Below are 18,312 nucleotides of genomic sequence, written 5' to 3'. Positions count from 1 at the left end.
AGCACCGGATGTCCCTGGAGGGAGAACAGTTGGACCGCTTCGTCTTCCTCACCGTCGACGGTCTGTCCCGGGGCGCGGTGTACGCCGCGTTCGCGCTCGCGCTGGTGCTCATCTGGCGGGCCGCGCGGGTCGTGAACTTCGCCCAGGGCGCGATGGCCGTCGCCGCCGCGTACGTCGCGTACTCGGTGTCCGCCGCGACGGGCGTCTACTGGCTCGGCTTCGTCGTCGCGATCGTCGCCGGCCTGCTGCTCGGCGCGCTGGTGGACCGGGTCGTGATGCGGCACGTGGACCACGCGTCACCGCTCAACCCGGTCATCGTCGCGCTCGGTCTGGTGCTGCTGATCCAGGCGGTGCTCGGCATGGTGTACGGCAACGAGTTCCGCCCCGCCGAGGTCCCGTTCAGCCGGTCCGCCCTCACCGTCGGCGGGATCGCCGTGCTGTCGCCGTACGACCTGTTCGTCTTCGCCACGATCGCGGTGGTGGTCAGCGGACTGGGCTGGATGTTCGCCCGTACCTCGATCGGGTTGCGGATGCGCGCGGCGGCGTTCGCGCCGGAGGTCTCCCGACTGCTCGGGGTGAACGTCGGCGGCATGTTGACGCTCGGCTGGGCGTTGGCCTCGGGCGTGGGCGCGCTCGCCGCGATGCTGGTCATCCCCACCGAGCTGGGCCTGCACCCGCACGCCATGGACCTGGTGTTCGTCTCGGCGTTCACCGCGGCGGTGGTGGGTGGGCTGGACAGTCCACCGGGGGCGGTCGTCGGCGGCCTCGCAGTGGGGCTGCTGCTCTCCTACGTGAGCGGGTACGCCGGCAGCGACCTCACCCCGCTGGCGGTACTCGTCCTGCTGCTGGCGGTGCTGCTGGTGCGGCCCGGCGGGCTGTTCGCCCCGGTCGCGGCGAGGCGGGTGTGAGCGCGACCCGGGCGGCCCTGCCGCCGAAGCACCGGCCGGCCGACACGGGTGACCGCCCGCCCGAGCCGAGACGGGGTTCCACGCTGCTGCGGCACCTGGCCGTGGTGCTCGCCGTGGGGGCGCTGCTGGTGGCGGTCAGCTACGCCGTCGAGCCGTTCCGCAACTTCCAGCTCGCCACGATCGCGGCGTACCTCTGCGCCACCGCCGGGTTGACCGTCCTCACCGGGCTCAACGGGCAGCTCTCGTTGGGGCACGGGGCGTTGATGGCGACCGGGGCGTACGCGGTGGCGCTGTGCCAGAACGCGTTCCTGGACCGGGGGTGGACCGGCGGCTGGTTGTTGGCGCTGTCGCTGCTCACGGCGGTGCTGGGCACGGTCGTGGTCGGCGCGGTGGTCGGTGTGGCGGCGGCCCGGCTACGCGGTCCCTACCTGGCCGGGGTGACGCTCGCCGTGGCCGTCGTCGTGCCGGCGCTGGCCGTCACCTTCGACGGCGTCCTGGGCGGCGAGCAGGGGCTCTTGGTGCCGGTGGAGCCGCCGCCGCTGGCGCTCGGCCCCTACTTCCCGTACGAGCGGTGGCAGCTCTGGGTCTCCGGCGCCGCCACGCTGCTGGCGCTGCTGCTGCTGGCGAACCTGGTCCGCAGCCGGTACGGGCGGACCTTCCGGGCCGTCCGCGACGACGAGGTGGCGGCCCGACTCGCGGGCATCCACGTGGCCCGTACCCAGGTTCTCGCGTTCGTGGTCAGCGCCGCGACCGCGGGGCTCGGCGGTGGCCTGCTCGCGGTGCTGGCGCAGAGCGTGTCGCCCGGGGCGTTCTCGCTGACGCTGTCGCTGTTCCTGCTGATGGCCGTGGTGATCGGCGGTCTCGGTCGCCTCGCCGGCGCGCTCTGGGGGGCCGTGCTGCTGGTCGCCCTGCCCGATCTCACCCATTCCGTGACCGAGCTGCTCACCCTCTCGCCGGCGGTGGCGCAGCGACTGGAGGGCAACCTTCCGCTGGCGATCTTCGGCATCACGTTGATCGTCGTGATGATCGCCGCGCCCGGCGGCGTGCAGGGCCTGCTGGCCCGCCTCGGTCGGGCGCTGCTGGCCCGGTGGCCGGCGCGACGTTCCTGAGCTGTTTTCCGGCCCGGCCTTCGCCGGGCGCTCCACCCACCACACCGCTCCCACCCAACCGGACCGAGAAAGGTCGGTGTCTCCCATGCACCCTATGGCGCGACGCGGTCTCGCGATCGCCAGCTCCATCGTTCTGCTCATCGCCGCCGCTGGCTGTGGCGACGACGGTCCCGCCTCCGGCGGGAGGTCGGTGCCGGGGGTCACCGACACCGAGATCGTCGTCGGCACCCACATGCCGCTCACCGGGCCGGCCTCGGCCGGCTACTCCAAGATCGCGCCGGCGACGAAGGCGTACTTCGACTACGTCAACGCCAACGGCGGCGTGCACGGCCGGAAGATCACCTACAAGGTCATGGACGACGGCTACAACCCGGCGAACACCCAACAGGTGGTACGCCAGCTCGTGTTGCAGGACAAGGTCTTCGCCATCCTCAACGGCCTCGGCACGCCGACCCACAGCGGTGTGCTCGACTTCCTCAAGAGCAACCGGGTGCCGGACCTCTTCGTCGCCTCCGGCAGCCGGAGCTGGGACCAGCCCGACACCTATCCCGGCACGTTCGGCTTCAACCCGGACTACACCGTCGAGGGCAAGATCCTCGCCGACTACGCGAAGCGGAACCTGGCCGGCCAGAAGGTCTGCTTCCTCGGTCAGGACGACGACTTCGGCCGCGACAGCCTGGCCGGCGTGGAGAAGGTCCTCGGCGCTCAGGCGGTGGCGGTCAAGCAGACGTACGTCACCAGCAACACCAACGTCGCGCCGCAGATCGGCGCGTTCAAGGCCGGCGGGTGTCAGGTCGTCGTGCTGGCGACCGTGCCCGGCTTCACCGCGCTGTCCATCGGCACCGCCGCGCGGCTGGGCTTCAAGCCGCAGTGGCTGGTGTCCAACGTCGGCGCCGACCAGCCGACCCTGGCCAAGCAGCTCGGTGCGGCCGCGCCGCTGTTGGAGGGCATGGTCGGCACCAACTACCTGCCGATGCAGAACGACACGGCGAACCCGTGGATCCAGCTCTTCATGAAGATCAACAAATCGCACAACGGGGACGCGCCGTTCGACGGCAACACCGTCTACGGCATGTCTGTCGGCTACCTGTTCGTGCAGGTGCTGCTCGCCGCCGGCAAGGACGTCACCCGCGAGAAGGTCGTCGACGCGGTCGAGAAGGGTGGCTTCCAGGGGCCCGGCCTCGCGCCGTTGCGCTTCGCCGCCGACGACCACTCCGGGTACGGCGGGCAGCGGTTGAGCCGGGTGAGCGGGGGAGTCCAGAGCTACTTCGGGCCCACCTACGAGACCGACGAGCGCGACGGGCCGGTCAAGGAGTACACGGCCGCGCCGGTCGCGCCGCCCGCGAACGGGGTGCCGACCGCCTCCTGACCCGCGCCATGTGGTCGTACGGCCCGGGGGTGACCACGTCCGGGCCGTACGACCATGCGTGGGGGTGCGCGGCCGTCGGCGTTGGCGGACGTTGACCGATACCGAACAGCTCTCATACTATTTGCACCGTGAATGCAATCCGGCCGGCCCGGATGACGCCGCCCACGCGTACGCGCAGTGTCCCGATCATCGCCTGTCTAGACTCGTCGCAGAGCCGGACGACACCGTGGCGGTGAGGGGGCGGGGGCGGATGAACAGGGTCGAGACGCCGGCGCGGGTCGACGGACGGACGGCCCGCGCCGAACGCACCCGGGCGGCCATCGTCGAGGCGCACCTGGCGCTCATCACCGAGGGCGACCTGCGGCCCACCGGCGAGCGCATCGCCGAACGGGCCGGCATCTCACTGCGGACGCTCTGGACCAACTTCAAGGACATGGAGACGCTCTTCGAGGCCAGTGGCGCGGAGGTGCTGCGGCAGCAGGACGCCGCCTACCGACCGATCGTGACCACGTTGCCGCTGGCCAAGCGGGTCGACGCGTACTGCCGGCAGCGGGCACGTCTGCTCCAGCTCATCGCGCCGTCGGCGCGGGCCGCGCAGATGCGCGAGCCGGTCTCCGAGCAGTTACGCCGCAACCGCGTCAAGCACGTGGACCGGGTCCGCGACGAGGTCGAGCAGCTGTTCGCCGCCGAGTTGGCGCGCGCCGGGCGCGAGCGCGGTCAGCTGCTCAACGCGGTGGTGGCGGCGAGCATGTGGCCGGCCTGGTCGATGCTGCGCTACGGCCTCGGTCTGGGGGTGGACGCGGCCCGCGCGGTGATGACCCGGACGGTGGGCGCGCTGTTGGCCGAGGTCGCGGCCGACTGATCCCGGCCTGTCCTCTTTCCATCCGCTTGTGGATGAGTGACACTGGGTCGCATGGTTACTGCATCACGAGTGCAAATAACTGTGCTACGCGGCCGGGATGACCAGTGCGCGGCCGTCCGGAGCCTGCTGGACGGCGTCACCGACGGTGGCGGCGCTCTGCTGCTGCACGGCGAGCCGGGGTCGGGTCGGAGCGCGCTGATCTCCTTCGCCCACCGGTACGCGAAGGACTACGCCGTCCTGGCCGCGACCGGGCTGCCGGAAGAGGCGATGCTGCCGTACGCCGGTCTGCAACGCCTGCTCGACCCGGTGCGCGACCGCGCGACCGCCCTGCCGGAGGAGCGTCGCCGCCTGCTGTACCGGGTCATGGACGGGGAGGGCTGCCCGCCCGAGCGCCGACTGGCCCTGTCGGTGGCCGTCCTCGGGCTGCTCGCCGCGACCGCCCGGGAGCGTCCCCTGCTCGCCACGATGGACGACGTGGACCGGGGAGACCCGCAGACCACACAGGTGCTCGCGGTCGTGGCCCGCCGGCTGCGACGGCTGCCGGTCGCCGTCCTGCTCACCGCGGACGCCACCGCCACCGTCGACGGACTCGTGACCCACCGGCTGGCCCCGCTCAACGAGCGGGACAGCATCGCCGTCCTCACCGACCGACTGTCCGAGCGGCCCGCCGCTCCGGTCGCCGTCACGCTCGCCGAGGTCGGCGGCGGCAACCCGCAGGCGCTCGTGGACCTCGCCGACGTACTCACCCCGGCGCAGTGGCGCGGGGAGGAAGCGCTTCCGGCCGCTCCGCCGGCCGACGGCGCGCTGGGGCGCTCCTACCGGGCCCGTCTCGACCGGCTGCCGCCGGACACGTGCCGGATGCTGCTGCTCGCCGCGCTCGACGAGTCGGACGACGCGGCGACCCTGGTCCGCGCGGCCGACGCCGCCGGCATGGCCATCGAGGCGCTCGCCCCGGCCGAGGCCGCCGGGCTGGTCCGCGTCGAGTCGGGAGGCGTCACCTTCGCGCAGCCCCTGGCCCGCGCGATGGTGGCGGCCGCCGCTCCGCTCGCGCAGCGGCGGGCCGCGCACCGGCTGCTCGCGGGCGTACTCGATCCGCTGGACCAGCGGCTACGCCGGGCGATGCACCTCGCCGACGCCACCGCGGGCGCCGATCCGGTCCTCGCCGCCGAGCTGGAGCGGGCGGCGGCCGGTGGACGCAGCGGCTGGGCCGTGGCGTCGGCGGCGCTGTGCCGGGCCGCCGCGCTCAGCGACCACCCCTATGACGCCGCCGCCCGCCTGCTCGCCGCCGCCCGCTACGCCTGGGTCGGCGGGCAACCCGGCCAGGCCCGCCTGCTGCTCGACCGCCTCCGCGCGACCCGCATGGACTCGCTCGTCGAGGGTCAGGCCGGGCTGTTGCGCGGCGAGATCGACCTGCGCTGCGAGGACGCCACCGGCGCGGCGGCCACCCTGCTGTCCGCCGCGCGGACGGTGGCCGCCGTCGACCGGGCCAGAGCCATCCAGGGGCTGGCACGCGCCGGTGAGGCCGTCTGCTTCGCCGGTGACCAGTACCGGTACGCGGAGGTGGGCCGGCGTGCCGACGCGCTCCGCCAGCGTGACGACCCGCCGGCCGTGGAGTTGACCGGATGCCTCGTCACCGGGGTGGCGGCCACGCTGCGCGGCGACCACGAGCGGGCCGGTCCCGCGCTGCGGCGGGCCGTCGTGCTGGGTGGCCGCCTCGCCGGGCCGGAGCTGACCCCGACCGCGCTCGCCTGTGCGGCGGCGGCCGGGCTGGTGGTGGCCGTGGACGGCGCCGCGCACCGCCTCGCCGAGCGCGCCGTCGGGTTGGCGCGCGAGCACGGCGAGCTGTCCATGCTGTCCCGCGCGTTGGAGCTGCGGGCGGTCGCCGAGTACTGGCTGGGCCGGCACGAGACGGCGGCCGAGACCTCCCGCGAGGGGCTGCGGGTGGCGCGTGCCACCGGGCAGTTCAACTGCGCCGACGTCCACCTGGGGATGCTCGCCGTGCTGGCCGCCGTACGCGCCGACCGCGAGAGCAGCCTGCGGCGGATCCGGGAGATCGGTACGACGTCCACGCCGGGCAGCCGACCGCACGCGCTCGCCGGATGGGCGCTGGCCGTACTGGACCTCGTCGACGGCCGGCACGCCGAGGCGGCGACCCGACTGGCGTCCCTGGCCCGGCTCGGCACCGGTCGGGGCCAGGTGCTCGTCCAGGTGATGGCCACCCCGTACCTGGTGGAGGCCGCCGCGCACCTGCCGCACCGCCCGGCGGCGACCGCGGCGCTCGCGGCCTTCGACAGGTGGGCGAGCAGTACCGCGAGCCCGCTGCGCCGGGCGCTGTCGGCCCGGTGCCACGCGCTGCTGGCGACCCGGGGCGGCGTCGAGTCCGAGCGCGAGTTCCGGACGGCGCTGCGGTTGCACCCGACGGAGGCCGGCGCGTTCGAACGGGCCCGGACCGAGCTGCTCTTCGGTCAGGACCTGCGGCGCAGCCGGCGACCACGGGACGCCCGGGAGCACCTGCACCGTGCCCGGGAGACGTTCACTCTGCTCGGGGTCGCTCGCTGGGCCGAGCTGGCCACGGCCGAGCTGCGCGCCGCCGGGGAGTCCGTCGGGCCGCCGGATCTGCCGGCGGCCCGACTGCTGACCGGTCAGCAACTGCGGATCGCCCGACTCGTCGCCGAGGGTGCCACCAACCGGGAGATCGCCGCCCGGATGTTCCTGTCCACCCGGACGGTCGACCACCACCTGCGCAACGTCTTCCACCGGCTGGGCATCCGTTCCCGCACCGAGCTGGCCCGCGCGTTCGCCGCCGAACAGCACGCCGGCCTCGCCTCCGAACGCTGAGCGCCGCCGGCCGCTCTGGACGGCGTTAACTATCACCGCTAGTTTGTGCGTCAGGCACCCTTCAGCACTAAGGACACCCGTATGCGCGTCTTCACCTCCGTCGACGAGCTGACCGCCGCGGTCGGCGAGACCCTCGGCCCCGGCCCCTGGCAGCCCATCGACCAGGACCGCGTGAACCTGTTCGCCGACGCGACCGACGATCACCAGTGGATCCATATCGACCCGGAACGGGCTGCGGCCGGGCCCTTCGGCGCCACGATCGCGCACGGCTTCCTCACCCTGTCGCTGGTGCCGGCCCTGGCCGGCCAGCTCTACCGCGTCGAGGGCGTCGCGATGGGCGTCAACTACGGGCTGAACCGGGTGCGCTTTCCCGCGCCGCTGCGGGTCGGCGCCGCCGTACGCGCCAGCGCGGTGATCGCCGAGGTGTCGCCGGTCAGCGGTGGGGTGCAGATGGTCACGGCGGTGACGGTCAACAGCGACGGCGGTGACAAGCCCGTCTGCGTCGCCGAGACGGTGAGCCGCCTCTACCGCGCGGCAACCCGCTGAGCGGTCGTCCGACGGTCGTATCGAACAGGCAGCCGGCGGCCGGCGGTGACCCTCGGTCACCTCGGTAGGGGCGGATGCCTCCTTGAGCGTGATGCCACAGAGTCATCTTGATGCCCCTGTGGCATCACGCTCAACAGCACATCGACATGGCGATCGGCCACAGCGGATGGTCGTGCGCAGGCGGGCCGGTCGCTGCGGGCGCAGGGCGATGGTGCCGTTGTAGGAGACGTTGCGGGCCGGGCGCGGTGGGCGGCGGAGCCGTCGACGGGGGCGGACACCAGATGGTGGCGGCAGGTCAGTGCGCCTTCAGGCGCTTGTGCGCGGTCTCATCGTGCCGTTCACCGTGGATTTCACGATGCATCGCCTGAACAACCTGGTGATAAAGCCGCGTTGCCTCCGGTTGTCCGGTGCGGTCGGTACCGGACGCCATTCGCGGCCACAAGTTCCAGAGCGCCCGGTCATAGACGTCGAGAGCCTCGTGCACGGGAGTAGAGGCGAGCAGCATGGCCTCGACACGTGCAGCCTCATTGTCGGCCAGAAGAGCGCTCAATCCGGCTGGCGGCTTCGCCAAGGCATCCGCCACCTCGACCGGCGTGGCGCTGCGCTGCCGATACAGATCATTCGCCGCATCGAACAACCGCTGAGCGGTCATAAGGTACCGCGCATAAGTGTCCCGGCGAGCGGTTCGGAGTTCTCGCTCGGACACGAATCGCTGCTCAAGGTGCAGCCGCTCCTGTTGCCAGCGATGAGTCAGCATGGCCGTGACGAGTCCCGCCGCAGCAGTCACCAGAACACCGCCAAGCGTTCCCGCGACGACCCACCATCCTGTCACGCTTGTATCCAACCAGCCGCATGCGTCTCCTACCGACCCGAACCTCGCTCGGCGATCTGGCTCCGGCCGCGCCCTGAGCCACGTTTACCTGCGGGGGCGGCGAGAAGAGCTCCTCGCCGCCCCCGCGTCAGGTGTTCAGGGGTGCGTCAGGCGACCGTGCAGGTGGTGCCGTTGAGCGTGAAGGCGGTCGGCTTGCCGGCGTTGCCGGTGTGGGTGGCCTGGAAGCCGATGTCGACCGAGGTGTTCGGGGCGATGGTGCCGTTGTAGGAGACGTTGCGCGCGGTCACCGCGCCGCTGGTCGGCGAGTAGTCCGCGTTCCAGCCGCCGGTGATGGTCTGGCCACTCGGCAGCGTGAACGCCAAGGCCCAGCCGTTTATCGCGCCGCTGCTCGTGTTGGTGACCGAGACGGCCGCGGTGAGCCCGTTGTTCCAGGCGTTGACCGTGTACGTCACCCGGCAGCCCGCCGCTGGCGGGGGAGTGGTGGGCGGGGGAGTGGTCGGCGGCGGGGTCGTCGGCGGGGGCGTGGTCGGCGGCGGCGTGGTCGGTGGGGGAGTCGTGGGCGGCGGGGTGGTCGGCGTGTCCCCGCCGATGCTGCCGGGAACCGTGCGCAGGGCGTCGTACCAGGCGACGGCCATCTTGCGGTAGCCCGTGGCGTTGGGGTGCACGCCGTCGGCCAGGTCGCTGAGCGTCAGCGCGCGGTACATGTCGACCAGGTGGACGCGCTTACCGGCCGCGGCCCGCGTCTGCACGATCCCCGGGATCGCCGCGTTGTAGCCCCGGACCACGTTGTCCGCGCCGGATTTCGGGATGATCGTCGCCACGAACACGTCCGCGTTCGGTGCGGTGTTGGTGATGCGGTCGACCAGGGTGGCCAGTCGGCCGGGCGCTCCGGAGGTGTCGCCGTACATGTCGTTCGTGCCGATGTGCAGCAGCACGGTGCGCGGGTTGGTCGCGCGCAGCCAGTTCACGATGTTCGCGTCGATCTGCGCGATGGTCCATCCGGAGTGGCCCTCGTGGTCGTGGTCACCGAGGCTGGACGGGCCGTTGAACATCGAGCCGACGAAGTCGATCCGGTAGCCGCCGGACGCGAACCGTTGCCAGAGTTCGATCCGGTAGCCACCCGCGACGTTGAAGCCGTCGGTGATCGAGTCGCCGAGGGGCATGACGCGTACCCCGCCGTTGGATTCGGCGCTCGCGGGCGCGGTCGCCACCGGTACGGCGGCGGTCATGGCCGCGACGGCGGCCAGCGCGGCCCACCACAGCCGGGCCCGGCGGGGCCTCGGGGTCTTCGCGGGCCTGGCGGGTGTCGGGGGGACGGGTTTACCAAGGGTCACAGTGCTCATGGGGCTTCCTCGGGTGGTGGAGCGACGACCAGGAACCCGGACGTCGGGATGTGCCCTTCACCCCGCCCGGACGCACCATAGCTTGTTATCGCTAACACCGGCAACGCATCGATCGTCGACCATGGGTACGGTCAGCCCGCGAGCGTCGCGGCGAGCCAACGCAGTTGCCGCCGGACGTGCAGGGCCTCGCCACTCTCGTGACCGTTGAACGGGTACACGTGCATCTCCCGCCGGGGCGCGTCGGGTCGTCCGGTCGCGGCGCCGTACTGGTTGTAGGCCGCGAAGCCGGTGCTCGGCGGGCACACGGTGTCGCGCAGGCCGATGCCGAAGTGCGCCGGCGCGGTGGCCCGCCGGGCGAAGGTCACCCCGTCGACGTAGGACAGCGTGCGCCGGACCGCGGCCTCGGCCTCCCGGTGCACCGCCAGGTACCGGGCGATCTCGCCGTACGGCGAGGCGTCGCTGAGCTCGATGGCGTGCTGGACGTCGCAGAGGAACGGCGCGGTGATCAGCGCCGCCGCGAGATCGTCAACCAGGCCGGCGACGGCCAGGGCCACGCCCCCGCCCTGGCTGTTGCCGAGCAGGGCGACCTGACCCGCGTCCACTCCGGGCAGGGCGCGCACCGCCTCGACGGCCCGGACGGCGTCCGTGATCAGACGGCGGTAGTGGTAGTCGTGCGGGTCGAGGATTCCCCAGGTCGCCGGCCACGGCCCGCCGGGCGCGCCGTGCCGGTCGGCGGTGTCCCCGGCGGCGTACAGCCCGGACTGGCCCCGGTTGTCCATCAACAGGTGCGCGTACCCGGCCACCGGCCAGACCAGCCGCTCGTGCGGCAGACCACGGCCGCGCCCGTAGCCGGCGTACTCCACCACGGCGGGCAGCGGTCCGGATACGCCCGCCGGGCGGGTGAACCAGGCCCGTACCTCGTCGCCGTCGAAGCCGGCGAACGTGACGTCCCAGGTGTCGAGCACGCGCAGGTCGGTGGGCTCGGGACGGACGTCGACGAGTACCGGCCGGGCGGCGGCCGCGGCGAGGGTGTCACTCCAGAACCGGTCGAAGTCCTCCGGCTCGGTGACGGTGGGGGAGTATCGCTCGAGCTCGTCGAGGCGGACAGCGGCGTCGGGCACGGGTCCTCGCAGGGTCAGCGGGGTGGGGCGGGGGGCGCGGTGCTCTCCCGGACGACCAGTTCGGTCACCAGGTCGATCCGGCTGGTCGCCGGCTCGGTGCCGGCGGACAGGTCGAGCAGCATCTGGGTGGCTATGCCGGCCATGTCGCGCAGCGGCTGGTTGATCGTCGTGAGGGGCGGGTCCGTCCAGGTGGCGAGCGGCAGGTTGTCGTACCCGATCACCGAAAGGTCCTCGGGGACGCGCAGGCCGCACCGGCGTGCGGCCCGGAGCACCCCCATCGCCTGGATGTCCGAACCGGCGAAGATCGCCGTGGGTCGGTCCGGTCGTTGCAGCAGTTGGAGGCCGTGGGTGTGCCCGGTGCCGGCGGAGAAGCTGCCGAAGCGGACCAGCTCGCGGTCGAGGGTCAACCCCGCCTCGTCGTGCGCGGACTGGAACCCGGCGGCCCGGGCCCGGCTGCACAACATGTCGGGTGGTCCGGAGATGACCGCGATCCGCTGGTGCCCCAGCTCGATCAGGTGCCGGGCGGCGAGCAGGCCGCCGTTGAAGTTGTTCGAGCCGACCGTCGGTACGGACGCCGAGGTCGCGCTGTCGGTGTCGATCACGACGAACGGTACGCCCTGACGCCGCAGGAGCTGCTGTTGCGCGTCGCTGAGGTGACAGAGGACGAACAGCACGCCCAGCGGACGCTGACCGAGCAGGGTGTCGAGCCAGCGCGACGCCGGACGGTGCGCGCCGCCGAGCTGGGATACGGCGAGACTGATCCCGGCGACGCTCGTCACCGCCTCGACCCCGCGCATCACCTCCATCGCCCAACCGGTGTCGAACTCGTGGAAGACGAGGTCGATCCGACGTGTGGCGGACGAGGAGCGCCGAGTTCGGCGCTGGTACTGGTGGCGGTCGAGACTGGCCTCGACCCGGGCTCTGGTGCCGGGGGAGACGTCCTCGCGACCATTGAGGACCTTGGAGACCGTCGCGACCGACACGCCGACGTCGTGGGCGATCGTCGCGATGGTGGTGGTGGAGCCGGGTGGGCCGAGCGGGTGGTGCTCTGTCATCGCAGCCTCATACCGCATCCGAAAGTTTCGGAGGACACTAACACGATCAGCCGACGACTCCCGTCGATGCAGCTGAGCGCGCTGGTAGGCATCCCATGACGCATTGAAACTCTTGACAGGTCCAGGCGGCGGACTTAGGTTGCCGAAAAGGTTGCTCTGGTTTCCGGAAAGTTTCGGATTGTGGAACCGCGCACCACCAACCGGTCCCACGACGGCGCAGTTCGTGGCCGGAGCTAAGGGGTCTCGGCATGAGAAGTCAGCAGCCCGTCGACGGCGAATCGGCGTCGCTCGACGCCGCACCGTGGCGCGACACCCGGCTGTCGCCGGCCGACCGGGCCGAGGCGCTGCTCGCGGTGATGTCCGTCGAGGAGAAGGTCGCCCAGCTCTTCGGGGTCTGGGTCGGCGCCGACGCGTCCGGCCAGGGCGTCGCGCCGCACCAGTCCGACATGGTCGCCAACACCCCGTCGTGGGACACGATCATCCGGTACGGGCTGGGTCAGCTCACCCGCCCGTTCGGCACCGCGCCGGTCGACCCGGTGCTCGGCGCGCGCTCGTTGGCCGCCTCCCAGGACCAGATCGTGGCTGCCAGCCGGTTCGGCATCCCGGCCCAGGTGCACGAGGAGTGCCTGACCGGGTTCGCCGCCTGGAAGGCCACCGTCTACCCGACCCCGCTGGGCTGGGGCGCCTCGTTCCACCCCGAGCTGGTCGAGGAGATGGCCGGACGGATCGGCGCGTCGATGCGGGCCGCCGGCGTACACCAGGGACTCTCGCCCGTCCTCGACGTCACCCGCGACTACCGCTGGGGCCGCACCGAGGAGACGATCGGGGAGGACCCGTACTTGGTCGGAACGACCGGCGCGGCGTACGTGCGGGGCCTGGAGAACGCCGGCATCGTGGCCACCCTCAAGCACTTCGCCGGCTACTCCGCCTCGCGGGGCGGACGCAACCTCGCCCCGGTGTCGATGGGCCGCCGCGAGCTGGCCGACCACATCCTGCCGCCGTTCGAGATGGCCCTGCGACTCGGTGGCGCCCGCTCGGTGATGAACTCCTACGCCGAGATCGACGGCATGCCCGCCGCCGCCGACGAACACCTGCTGACCGGGCTGCTGCGCGACGAGTGGGGCTTCACCGGCATCGTGGTCGCCGACTACTTCGCCGTACGGTTCCTGGAGACCCTGCACGGCGTCGCCGCTGACGCCGTCGACGCCGCCCGCCTCGCCCTGCGCGCCGGCATCGACGTGGAACTGCCCACCGTGGACGCCTTCGGCGACGCGCTGGTCCAGGCGGTGCACGCCGGCGAGGTCGACGCGGCGCTGATCGACCGGGCGGTGCGCCGGGTGCTCATCCAGAAGATCGACATCGGCCTGCTCGACGAGGACTGGCTGGCCCTGCCCGACGACGTCGCGGCCCTGCGCCTCGACGACGAGGCCAGCCGGGACGTCGCCGTACGCCTGGCCCGGGAATCCGTCGTGCTGGTGCGCAACACCGGCGTGCTGCCGCTGCCCGTCGCGACCCGGGTCGCCCTGGTGGGTCCGCTCGCCGACGACCCGATGGCGATGCTCGGCTGCTACACCTTCCCCAACCACGTCGGCGTCAACCACCCCGACCACGGCCTCGGGGTGGAGATCCCCACGCTGCGCGAGGAGCTGGCCCGCCGCGTCCCGCTGCTGGTCCACGAGCGGGGCTGCGCCGTCACCGGCGAGGACGCGTCCGGCATCCCGGCGGCGGTCACCGCGGCGGCCAACGCGGACGTGTGCGTGCTCGCCGTCGGGGACCGGGCGGGGATGTTCGGCCGCGGCACCTCCGGCGAGGGCTGCGACGCCGCCGACCTGCGGCTGCCCGGCGTGCAGGCGGACCTGGTCCGGGCCGTTCTCGCCACCGGCACCCCGGTGGTGCTGGTGCTGCTGACCGGTCGCCCGTACGCGCTCGGCCCGGAGTTCGACACGGCGGCGGCCGTGGTGCAGGCGTTCTTCCCCGGCCAACTCGGCGGGCAGGCGCTCGCGGAGGTGCTCACCGGCGCCGTGAACCCGTCCGGGCGGCTGCCGGTCAGCGTGCCCCGCGACGCGGGTGGACTGCCGGCCACCTACCTGTCGCCGCCGCTCGGGCGTCGCAACAAGGTGTCCTCGATCGACCCGACCCCGGCGTACCCGTTCGGCCACGGCCTGAGCTACACCACCTTCGAGTGGTCCGACGCCACGGTCGTGGGCGGGGTTCACGACGACCCGACCGCCTGGCCGGTGGACGGCGAGGTCGAGGTGCGGATCACCGTCGGGAACACCGGTGACCGGGCCGGCACCGAGGTGGTGCAGCTCTACCTGCACGACCCGGTGGCGCAGACCACCCGCCCGGTGCACCGGCTGGTCGGCTTCGCCCGGGTGCCGCTGGAGCCCGGAGCGCGGGCGCACGTCACCTTCGGCGTACCGGCCGACGTCACGTCGTTCACCGGTCGGTCCGGCCGGCGGGTGGTCGAGCCCGGCGCGGTCGAGCTGCGGTTCGGGCGCTCCAGCGCGGAGATCGAGGACGCCCTGGCGCTGCGGCTCACCGGTGCCGAGCGCGAGGTCGGGCACCAGCGGGACCTACTCACGTCGGTGCGGATCGAGCCGCTCGTGGCCGTTCCGCACTCCGCATAGGAGGCGAGGATGACATCCGAGACGTTACGGCCCCCGCCGCCGGCGCCACCCGGCGACGTGGTGGAGGCCACCGTCCCCGCCCCGCGCGCACCCCGTCGGCGTCGCACCTGGCGACAGGCGCTGCGCCGGGACTGGCAGCTCTACTCGCTGGCCGTCCTGCCGCTGCTCTTCTTCCTGGTCTTCCGGTACCTCCCGATGATCGGGAACATCATCGCGTTCCGCCGGTTCAAGCCGGGCGGGAGCATCTTCGGTGAGTACTGGGTCGGGCTGCGGTACTTCCGGATGTTCCTCGCCGACCCGACGTTCTGGGACGTCTTCACCAACACGCTGGTGCTCGGGGCGCTGACCCTGCTGTTCTGCTTCCCGTTGCCGATCGTCCTCGCGCTGCTGCTCAACGAGGTACGCGCCCGGCGGCTGCGGCGGTTCGTGCAGTCCGTGTCCTACCTGCCGCACTTCCTGTCGATCGTGATCGTCGCGGCGATGGTCATGCAGCTGACCTCCGTCGACGGGACCGTGAACCAGATCGTGCAGGCCACCGGCGGCGAGGCGGTGCCGTTCCTGCAACGCGCCGAGTGGTTCCGGACGATCTACGTGTCGTCCGAGGTCTGGCAGACGGTCGGCTGGGGCACCATCCTCTACCTCGCCGCGCTCACCACCGTCGACGACGACCTGTACGAGGCCGCCCGGATCGACGGGGCCAACCGTTGGCGGCAGACCTGGCACGTGACGCTCCCGGGCATCCGACCCACCATGGTCACGTTGCTGATCCTCAACATCGGCACCTTCATGGCGGTCGGGTTCGAGAAGATCCTGCTGCTCTACAACCCGCTGACCTACCCGACCGCCGACGTGCTCTCGACGTACCTGTTCCGGATGGGCTTCGGGTCCAGCAACTTCAGCTACGCCGCCGCCATCGGGCTGTTCGAGGCGGTCATCGGGCTCACGCTGGTCCTGACGGCGAACCTGATCGCCCGGCGCACGGTGGGGACGAGCCTGTGGTGACCGTCGACGCCACCGACCCGGCCCAGGTGAGCGACCTGCCCGCCCGCGTCGGACCCCGCGGTATCCGGCCCACCCGGGGCTACCGCGTGTTCCAGGCGTGCAACGCGGTTGTGCTCACCATCGTGGTGGTGGTGACCCTGTTTCCGTTCATCAACGTCCTGGCCCGCTCGCTCAGCGACGAGGGGTACATCATCGCCGGGCAGGTCAACCTCGTGCCGCGCGGGTTCAACCTGGACACCTACCGGCTCGTGCTGAACGACTCGCTGTTCTGGACGAACTACCGCAACACCGTCTTCTACACCGTCGTCGCCACGACCATCTCGATCGTGCTGACCACCTGCTACGCCTACGTGCTGTCCAAGAAACACCTCCGGGGCCGCACGGCGCTGATCGGCATCGCGGTCTTCACCATGTTCTTCACCGGCGGCCTGATTCCCAACTACGTGCTCGTCACCAGCCTGGGCATGAAGAACACCGTGTGGGCCATCGCGGTGCCCAACGCGATCAACGTGTTCAACCTGCTGGTGATGAAGGCGTTCTTCGAGTCGCTACCCACCGACCTGGAGGAGGCCGCCGCCGTCGACGGGCTCAACACGTACGGCATCCTGCTGCGCATCGTGCTGCCCCTGTCGAAGGCGATCGTCGCCACGATGGTGCTGTTCTACGCCGTGGCCTTCTGGAACTCCTGGTTCGCCGCCTTCCTCTACATGGACCAGCAGGAGTTGTGGCCGGTGACCGTCTACCTGCGCAACCTGATCGCCGGGGCCACCGGCGCGGAGAACGTCGGCGCGATCGCCGAGGCCGACGAGGTGCAGGCCGAGGCGACCCTCAAGTCCGTGACGATCGTGCTCACGACCCTGCCCATCCTCCTGGTCTACCCCTTCGTCCAGCGGTACTTCGTTCGCGGCGTGATGCTCGGCGCCGTGAAGGGCTAGCCAGCACGTCCACCCTTTCCTCCACCGAACCCGAAAGGACCGCCATGCTCCACCGATCGTGGCGCCGCGTCGCGACAGCGGTAGCCGTGCTGCTCACGGCGACCAGCATCGCCGCCTGCAGTGATGACCCGTCCGACGCCAAGGACCTGTCGGAGAACAAAGCCGGTGCGATGGCCGACTACGGCATCGGCAAGCAGTTCAAGGCGAGTGAGCCGGTCTCCTTCTCGATCCTGTACAACAACCACCCGAACTACCCGCTGCGCGAGGACTGGCTCTTCTGGTCGGAGCTGAAGTCCCGGGCCAACGTCACCCTCACCCCGGTCGCCGTTCCGCTGAGCGACTACGAGCAGAAGCGCAGCCTGCTGATCGGCGCCGGTGACGCCCCGATGATCATCCCGAAGACGTACCCGGGGCAGGAGGACGCCTACGTGTCCTCGGGCGCGGTCCTGCCGGTCAGCGACTACCTGGACCTGATGCCGAACCTGCAGGACAAGATCTCGAAGTGGAACCTGAAGCCCGAGATCGACACCCGGCGTCAGGAGGACGGCAAGTTCTACCTGCTGCCCGGCCTGCACGAGAAGCCCTGGCAGGACTACTCGGTGGCGATCCGCACCGACATCCTCGACGAGCTGAAGCTCAGCCCCCCGAAGACCTGGGACGAGCTGTACACGGTGCTCAAGGCGATGAAGGCGAAGTACCCGGACGTCTACCCGTTCTCGGACCGGTGGAGCAAGCCCAACCCGGCCGGCAACCTGCTCAACATCCTGGCCGTGTCGTACGGACTCCAGGGCGCGGGCTGGAACTTCCAGCACACGAGCTGGGACGCCGACAGCAAGAAGTTCGTCTACACCGGCGCGAGCGACAAGTACAAGCAGATGCTCCAGTACCTCAACAAGCTGGTGAAGGAGAAGCTGCTCGACCCGGAGAGCTTTACCCAGACCGACGACCAGGCCCGGCAGAAGCTCGCCAACGGCAAGTCCTTCGTGATCAGCGCCAACGCCCAGGCCGTGGTGAACGACTACCGGCCGGACCTGGCCAAGACCAACCCGAAGGCCAGGATCGCCAAGATTCCGCTGCCGATCGGGCCGGCCGGTGAGGTCAACCCGGCCAACCGGCTGGAGAACGGCGTGATGATCTCCTCGAAGGCCCGCGAGAGCAAGAACTTCGTGGCGATGATGCAGTTCATCGACTGGCTCTGGTACTCCGACGCCGGCCAGGAGTTCGCCAAGTGGGGCGTCGAGGGCAAGACCTTCGTCCGGGACGGCGCCGGCATGCCCAAGCTCGCGCCCGACGTCAACGTCATCGGGCTCAACCCCACGGCCCCGAAGCACCTCCAGAAGGACTTCGGCTTCTACAACGGCGTCTTCGCGTACGGCGGCAAGCCGGAACTGGTGCAGGGCTTCTTCGCCCCGGAGGAGCAGGAGTTCCAGAAGGTCATGAACGCCCGGACGCCGGTCGTCGTGCCCCCGCCGCACCCGTTGACCGACGAGGAGCGGGAACAGGCGTCCCTGTGGGAGACGCCGCTGAAGGACGCCGTCTACCAGGCGACCCTGCAGTTCGCGCTGGGCCAGCGGGACCTCGCCCAGTGGGACGCCTACCTGGCCGAGCTGAAGGGCAAGAACATGGACGCTTACCTGGACATGGTCAACAAGGCGTACGACCGCTACCAGAAGGACCATCGCTGAGGTGTCGGCCGGTCCGGGGACGCGCCCCGGACCGGCCGACCTCGGCACCCCCGCGTGCGACCGACCGCCGGACCTGG

Annotated in this window: 14 protein-coding genes; 10 read left to right on the top strand and 4 right to left on the bottom strand. The window is 71.4% G+C overall.

The genetic code is table 11. The annotated features are described in order from the left end of the window. Nucleotides 1-29: 29 nt before the first annotated feature. The 6 genes from ACQP0N_RS19075 (at nucleotide 30) to ACQP0N_RS19050 (ending at nucleotide 7,632) form a co-directional block, all read left to right on the top strand. Complete coding sequence (locus ACQP0N_RS19075) at nucleotides 30-908, top strand: branched-chain amino acid ABC transporter permease (RefSeq protein ID WP_357392894.1); 879 nt, start codon at nucleotides 30-32, stop codon at nucleotides 906-908. After that, the gene (locus tag ACQP0N_RS19070; protein ID WP_433112388.1) at nucleotides 905-2,017 is read left to right on the top strand and encodes a branched-chain amino acid ABC transporter permease; all 1,113 of its coding nucleotides are present in this window, start codon (nucleotides 905-907) and stop codon (nucleotides 2,015-2,017) included. Before ACQP0N_RS19075 ends, ACQP0N_RS19070 begins: the two co-directional genes overlap by 4 nt. 85 nt (nucleotides 2,018-2,102) lie before the next feature. After that, on the top strand, nucleotides 2,103-3,386 hold the full coding sequence (locus ACQP0N_RS19065) for an ABC transporter substrate-binding protein (protein WP_355049881.1): 1,284 nt from the start codon (nucleotides 2,103-2,105) through the stop codon (nucleotides 3,384-3,386). 250 nt (nucleotides 3,387-3,636) lie between these two features. Next, nucleotides 3,637-4,248 (top strand): TetR/AcrR family transcriptional regulator, encoded by a 612-nt coding sequence (locus ACQP0N_RS19060; protein ID WP_355049880.1) that lies wholly within the window; start codon nucleotides 3,637-3,639, stop codon nucleotides 4,246-4,248. A gap of 69 nt (nucleotides 4,249-4,317) precedes the next feature. Beyond that, nucleotides 4,318-7,086 carry an AAA family ATPase gene (locus ACQP0N_RS19055; RefSeq protein ID WP_433112383.1) on the top strand — a complete coding sequence of 923 codons (2,769 nt, stop codon included), beginning with the start codon at nucleotides 4,318-4,320 and terminating at the stop codon, nucleotides 7,084-7,086. A gap of 81 nt (nucleotides 7,087-7,167) precedes the next feature. Continuing rightward, on the top strand, nucleotides 7,168-7,632 hold the full coding sequence (locus tag ACQP0N_RS19050) for a MaoC family dehydratase (protein ID WP_433112380.1): 465 nt from the start codon (nucleotides 7,168-7,170) through the stop codon (nucleotides 7,630-7,632). 295 nt (nucleotides 7,633-7,927) lie between these two features. Here ACQP0N_RS19050 and ACQP0N_RS19045 read toward each other — a convergent pair whose 3' ends face one another. From ACQP0N_RS19045 to ACQP0N_RS19030, 4 genes are all read right to left on the bottom strand, one after another. Further along, the gene (locus ACQP0N_RS19045; protein ID WP_433112377.1) at nucleotides 7,928-8,464 is read right to left on the bottom strand and encodes a hypothetical protein; all 537 of its coding nucleotides are present in this window, start codon (nucleotides 8,462-8,464) and stop codon (nucleotides 7,928-7,930) included. 146 nt (nucleotides 8,465-8,610) lie between these two features. Next, nucleotides 8,611-9,807 carry a cellulose binding domain-containing protein gene (locus ACQP0N_RS19040; protein WP_433112374.1) on the bottom strand — a complete coding sequence of 399 codons (1,197 nt, stop codon included), beginning with the start codon at nucleotides 9,805-9,807 and terminating at the stop codon, nucleotides 8,611-8,613. A 131-nt stretch (nucleotides 9,808-9,938) separates the two neighbouring features. Beyond that, nucleotides 9,939-10,928 carry an acetylxylan esterase gene (locus ACQP0N_RS19035; RefSeq protein ID WP_433112371.1) on the bottom strand — a complete coding sequence of 330 codons (990 nt, stop codon included), beginning with the start codon at nucleotides 10,926-10,928 and terminating at the stop codon, nucleotides 9,939-9,941. 14 nt (nucleotides 10,929-10,942) lie between these two features. Further along, on the bottom strand, nucleotides 10,943-11,983 hold the full coding sequence (locus ACQP0N_RS19030) for a LacI family DNA-binding transcriptional regulator (protein WP_433112368.1): 1,041 nt from the start codon (nucleotides 11,981-11,983) through the stop codon (nucleotides 10,943-10,945). Nucleotides 11,984-12,231: 248 nt separating this feature from the next. Here ACQP0N_RS19030 and ACQP0N_RS19025 point away from each other — a divergent pair, with 248 nt between their 5' ends. The 4 genes from ACQP0N_RS19025 to ACQP0N_RS19010 are packed head-to-tail and all read left to right on the top strand — an operon-like array spanning nucleotide 12,232 to nucleotide 18,235. After that, nucleotides 12,232-14,613 carry a glycoside hydrolase family 3 N-terminal domain-containing protein gene (locus ACQP0N_RS19025; RefSeq protein WP_433112365.1) on the top strand — a complete coding sequence of 794 codons (2,382 nt, stop codon included), beginning with the start codon at nucleotides 12,232-12,234 and terminating at the stop codon, nucleotides 14,611-14,613. 9 nt (nucleotides 14,614-14,622) lie between these two features. After that, nucleotides 14,623-15,615 (top strand): ABC transporter permease, encoded by a 993-nt coding sequence (locus ACQP0N_RS19020; protein WP_396798741.1) that lies wholly within the window; start codon nucleotides 14,623-14,625, stop codon nucleotides 15,613-15,615. Continuing rightward, the gene (locus ACQP0N_RS19015) at nucleotides 15,612-16,550 is read left to right on the top strand and encodes a carbohydrate ABC transporter permease (RefSeq protein WP_357134647.1); all 939 of its coding nucleotides are present in this window, start codon (nucleotides 15,612-15,614) and stop codon (nucleotides 16,548-16,550) included. The genes ACQP0N_RS19020 and ACQP0N_RS19015 overlap by 4 nt, the downstream gene beginning before the upstream one ends. Before the next feature lie 44 nt (nucleotides 16,551-16,594). Continuing rightward, the gene (locus ACQP0N_RS19010) at nucleotides 16,595-18,235 is read left to right on the top strand and encodes an ABC transporter substrate-binding protein (protein WP_433112360.1); all 1,641 of its coding nucleotides are present in this window, start codon (nucleotides 16,595-16,597) and stop codon (nucleotides 18,233-18,235) included. The last annotated feature ends 77 nt before the right edge of the window (nucleotides 18,236-18,312 follow it).

It is taken from the genome of Micromonospora sp. CA-246542 (genome assembly GCF_050942905.1).
Classification (GTDB): domain Bacteria; phylum Actinomycetota; class Actinomycetes; order Mycobacteriales; family Micromonosporaceae; genus Micromonospora.
Note: the sequence above shows the minus strand (reverse complement) of the source record. Positions and strands in the feature narration are given on the sequence as shown.

Bases quoted from the DNA above. Each gene is read 5' to 3' on its own strand.
- ACQP0N_RS19065 (WP_355049881.1), top strand. From the start codon at position 2,103: ATGCACCCTATGGCGCGACGCGGTCTCGCGATCGCCAGCTCCATCGTT.
- ACQP0N_RS19060 (WP_355049880.1), top strand. From the start codon at position 3,637: ATGAACAGGGTCGAGACGCCGGCGCGGGTCGACGGACGGACGGCCCGC.
- ACQP0N_RS19050 (WP_433112380.1), top strand. From the start codon at position 7,168: ATGCGCGTCTTCACCTCCGTCGACGAGCTGACCGCCGCGGTCGGCGAG.
- ACQP0N_RS19040 (WP_433112374.1), bottom strand. From the start codon at position 9,807: ATGAGCACTGTGACCCTTGGTAAACCCGTCCCCCCGACACCCGCCAGG.
- ACQP0N_RS19030 (WP_433112368.1), bottom strand. From the start codon at position 11,983: ATGACAGAGCACCACCCGCTCGGCCCACCCGGCTCCACCACCACCATC.
- ACQP0N_RS19025 (WP_433112365.1), top strand. From the start codon at position 12,232: ATGAGAAGTCAGCAGCCCGTCGACGGCGAATCGGCGTCGCTCGACGCC.
- ACQP0N_RS19020 (WP_396798741.1), top strand. From the start codon at position 14,623: ATGACATCCGAGACGTTACGGCCCCCGCCGCCGGCGCCACCCGGCGAC.
- ACQP0N_RS19010 (WP_433112360.1), top strand. From the start codon at position 16,595: ATGCTCCACCGATCGTGGCGCCGCGTCGCGACAGCGGTAGCCGTGCTG.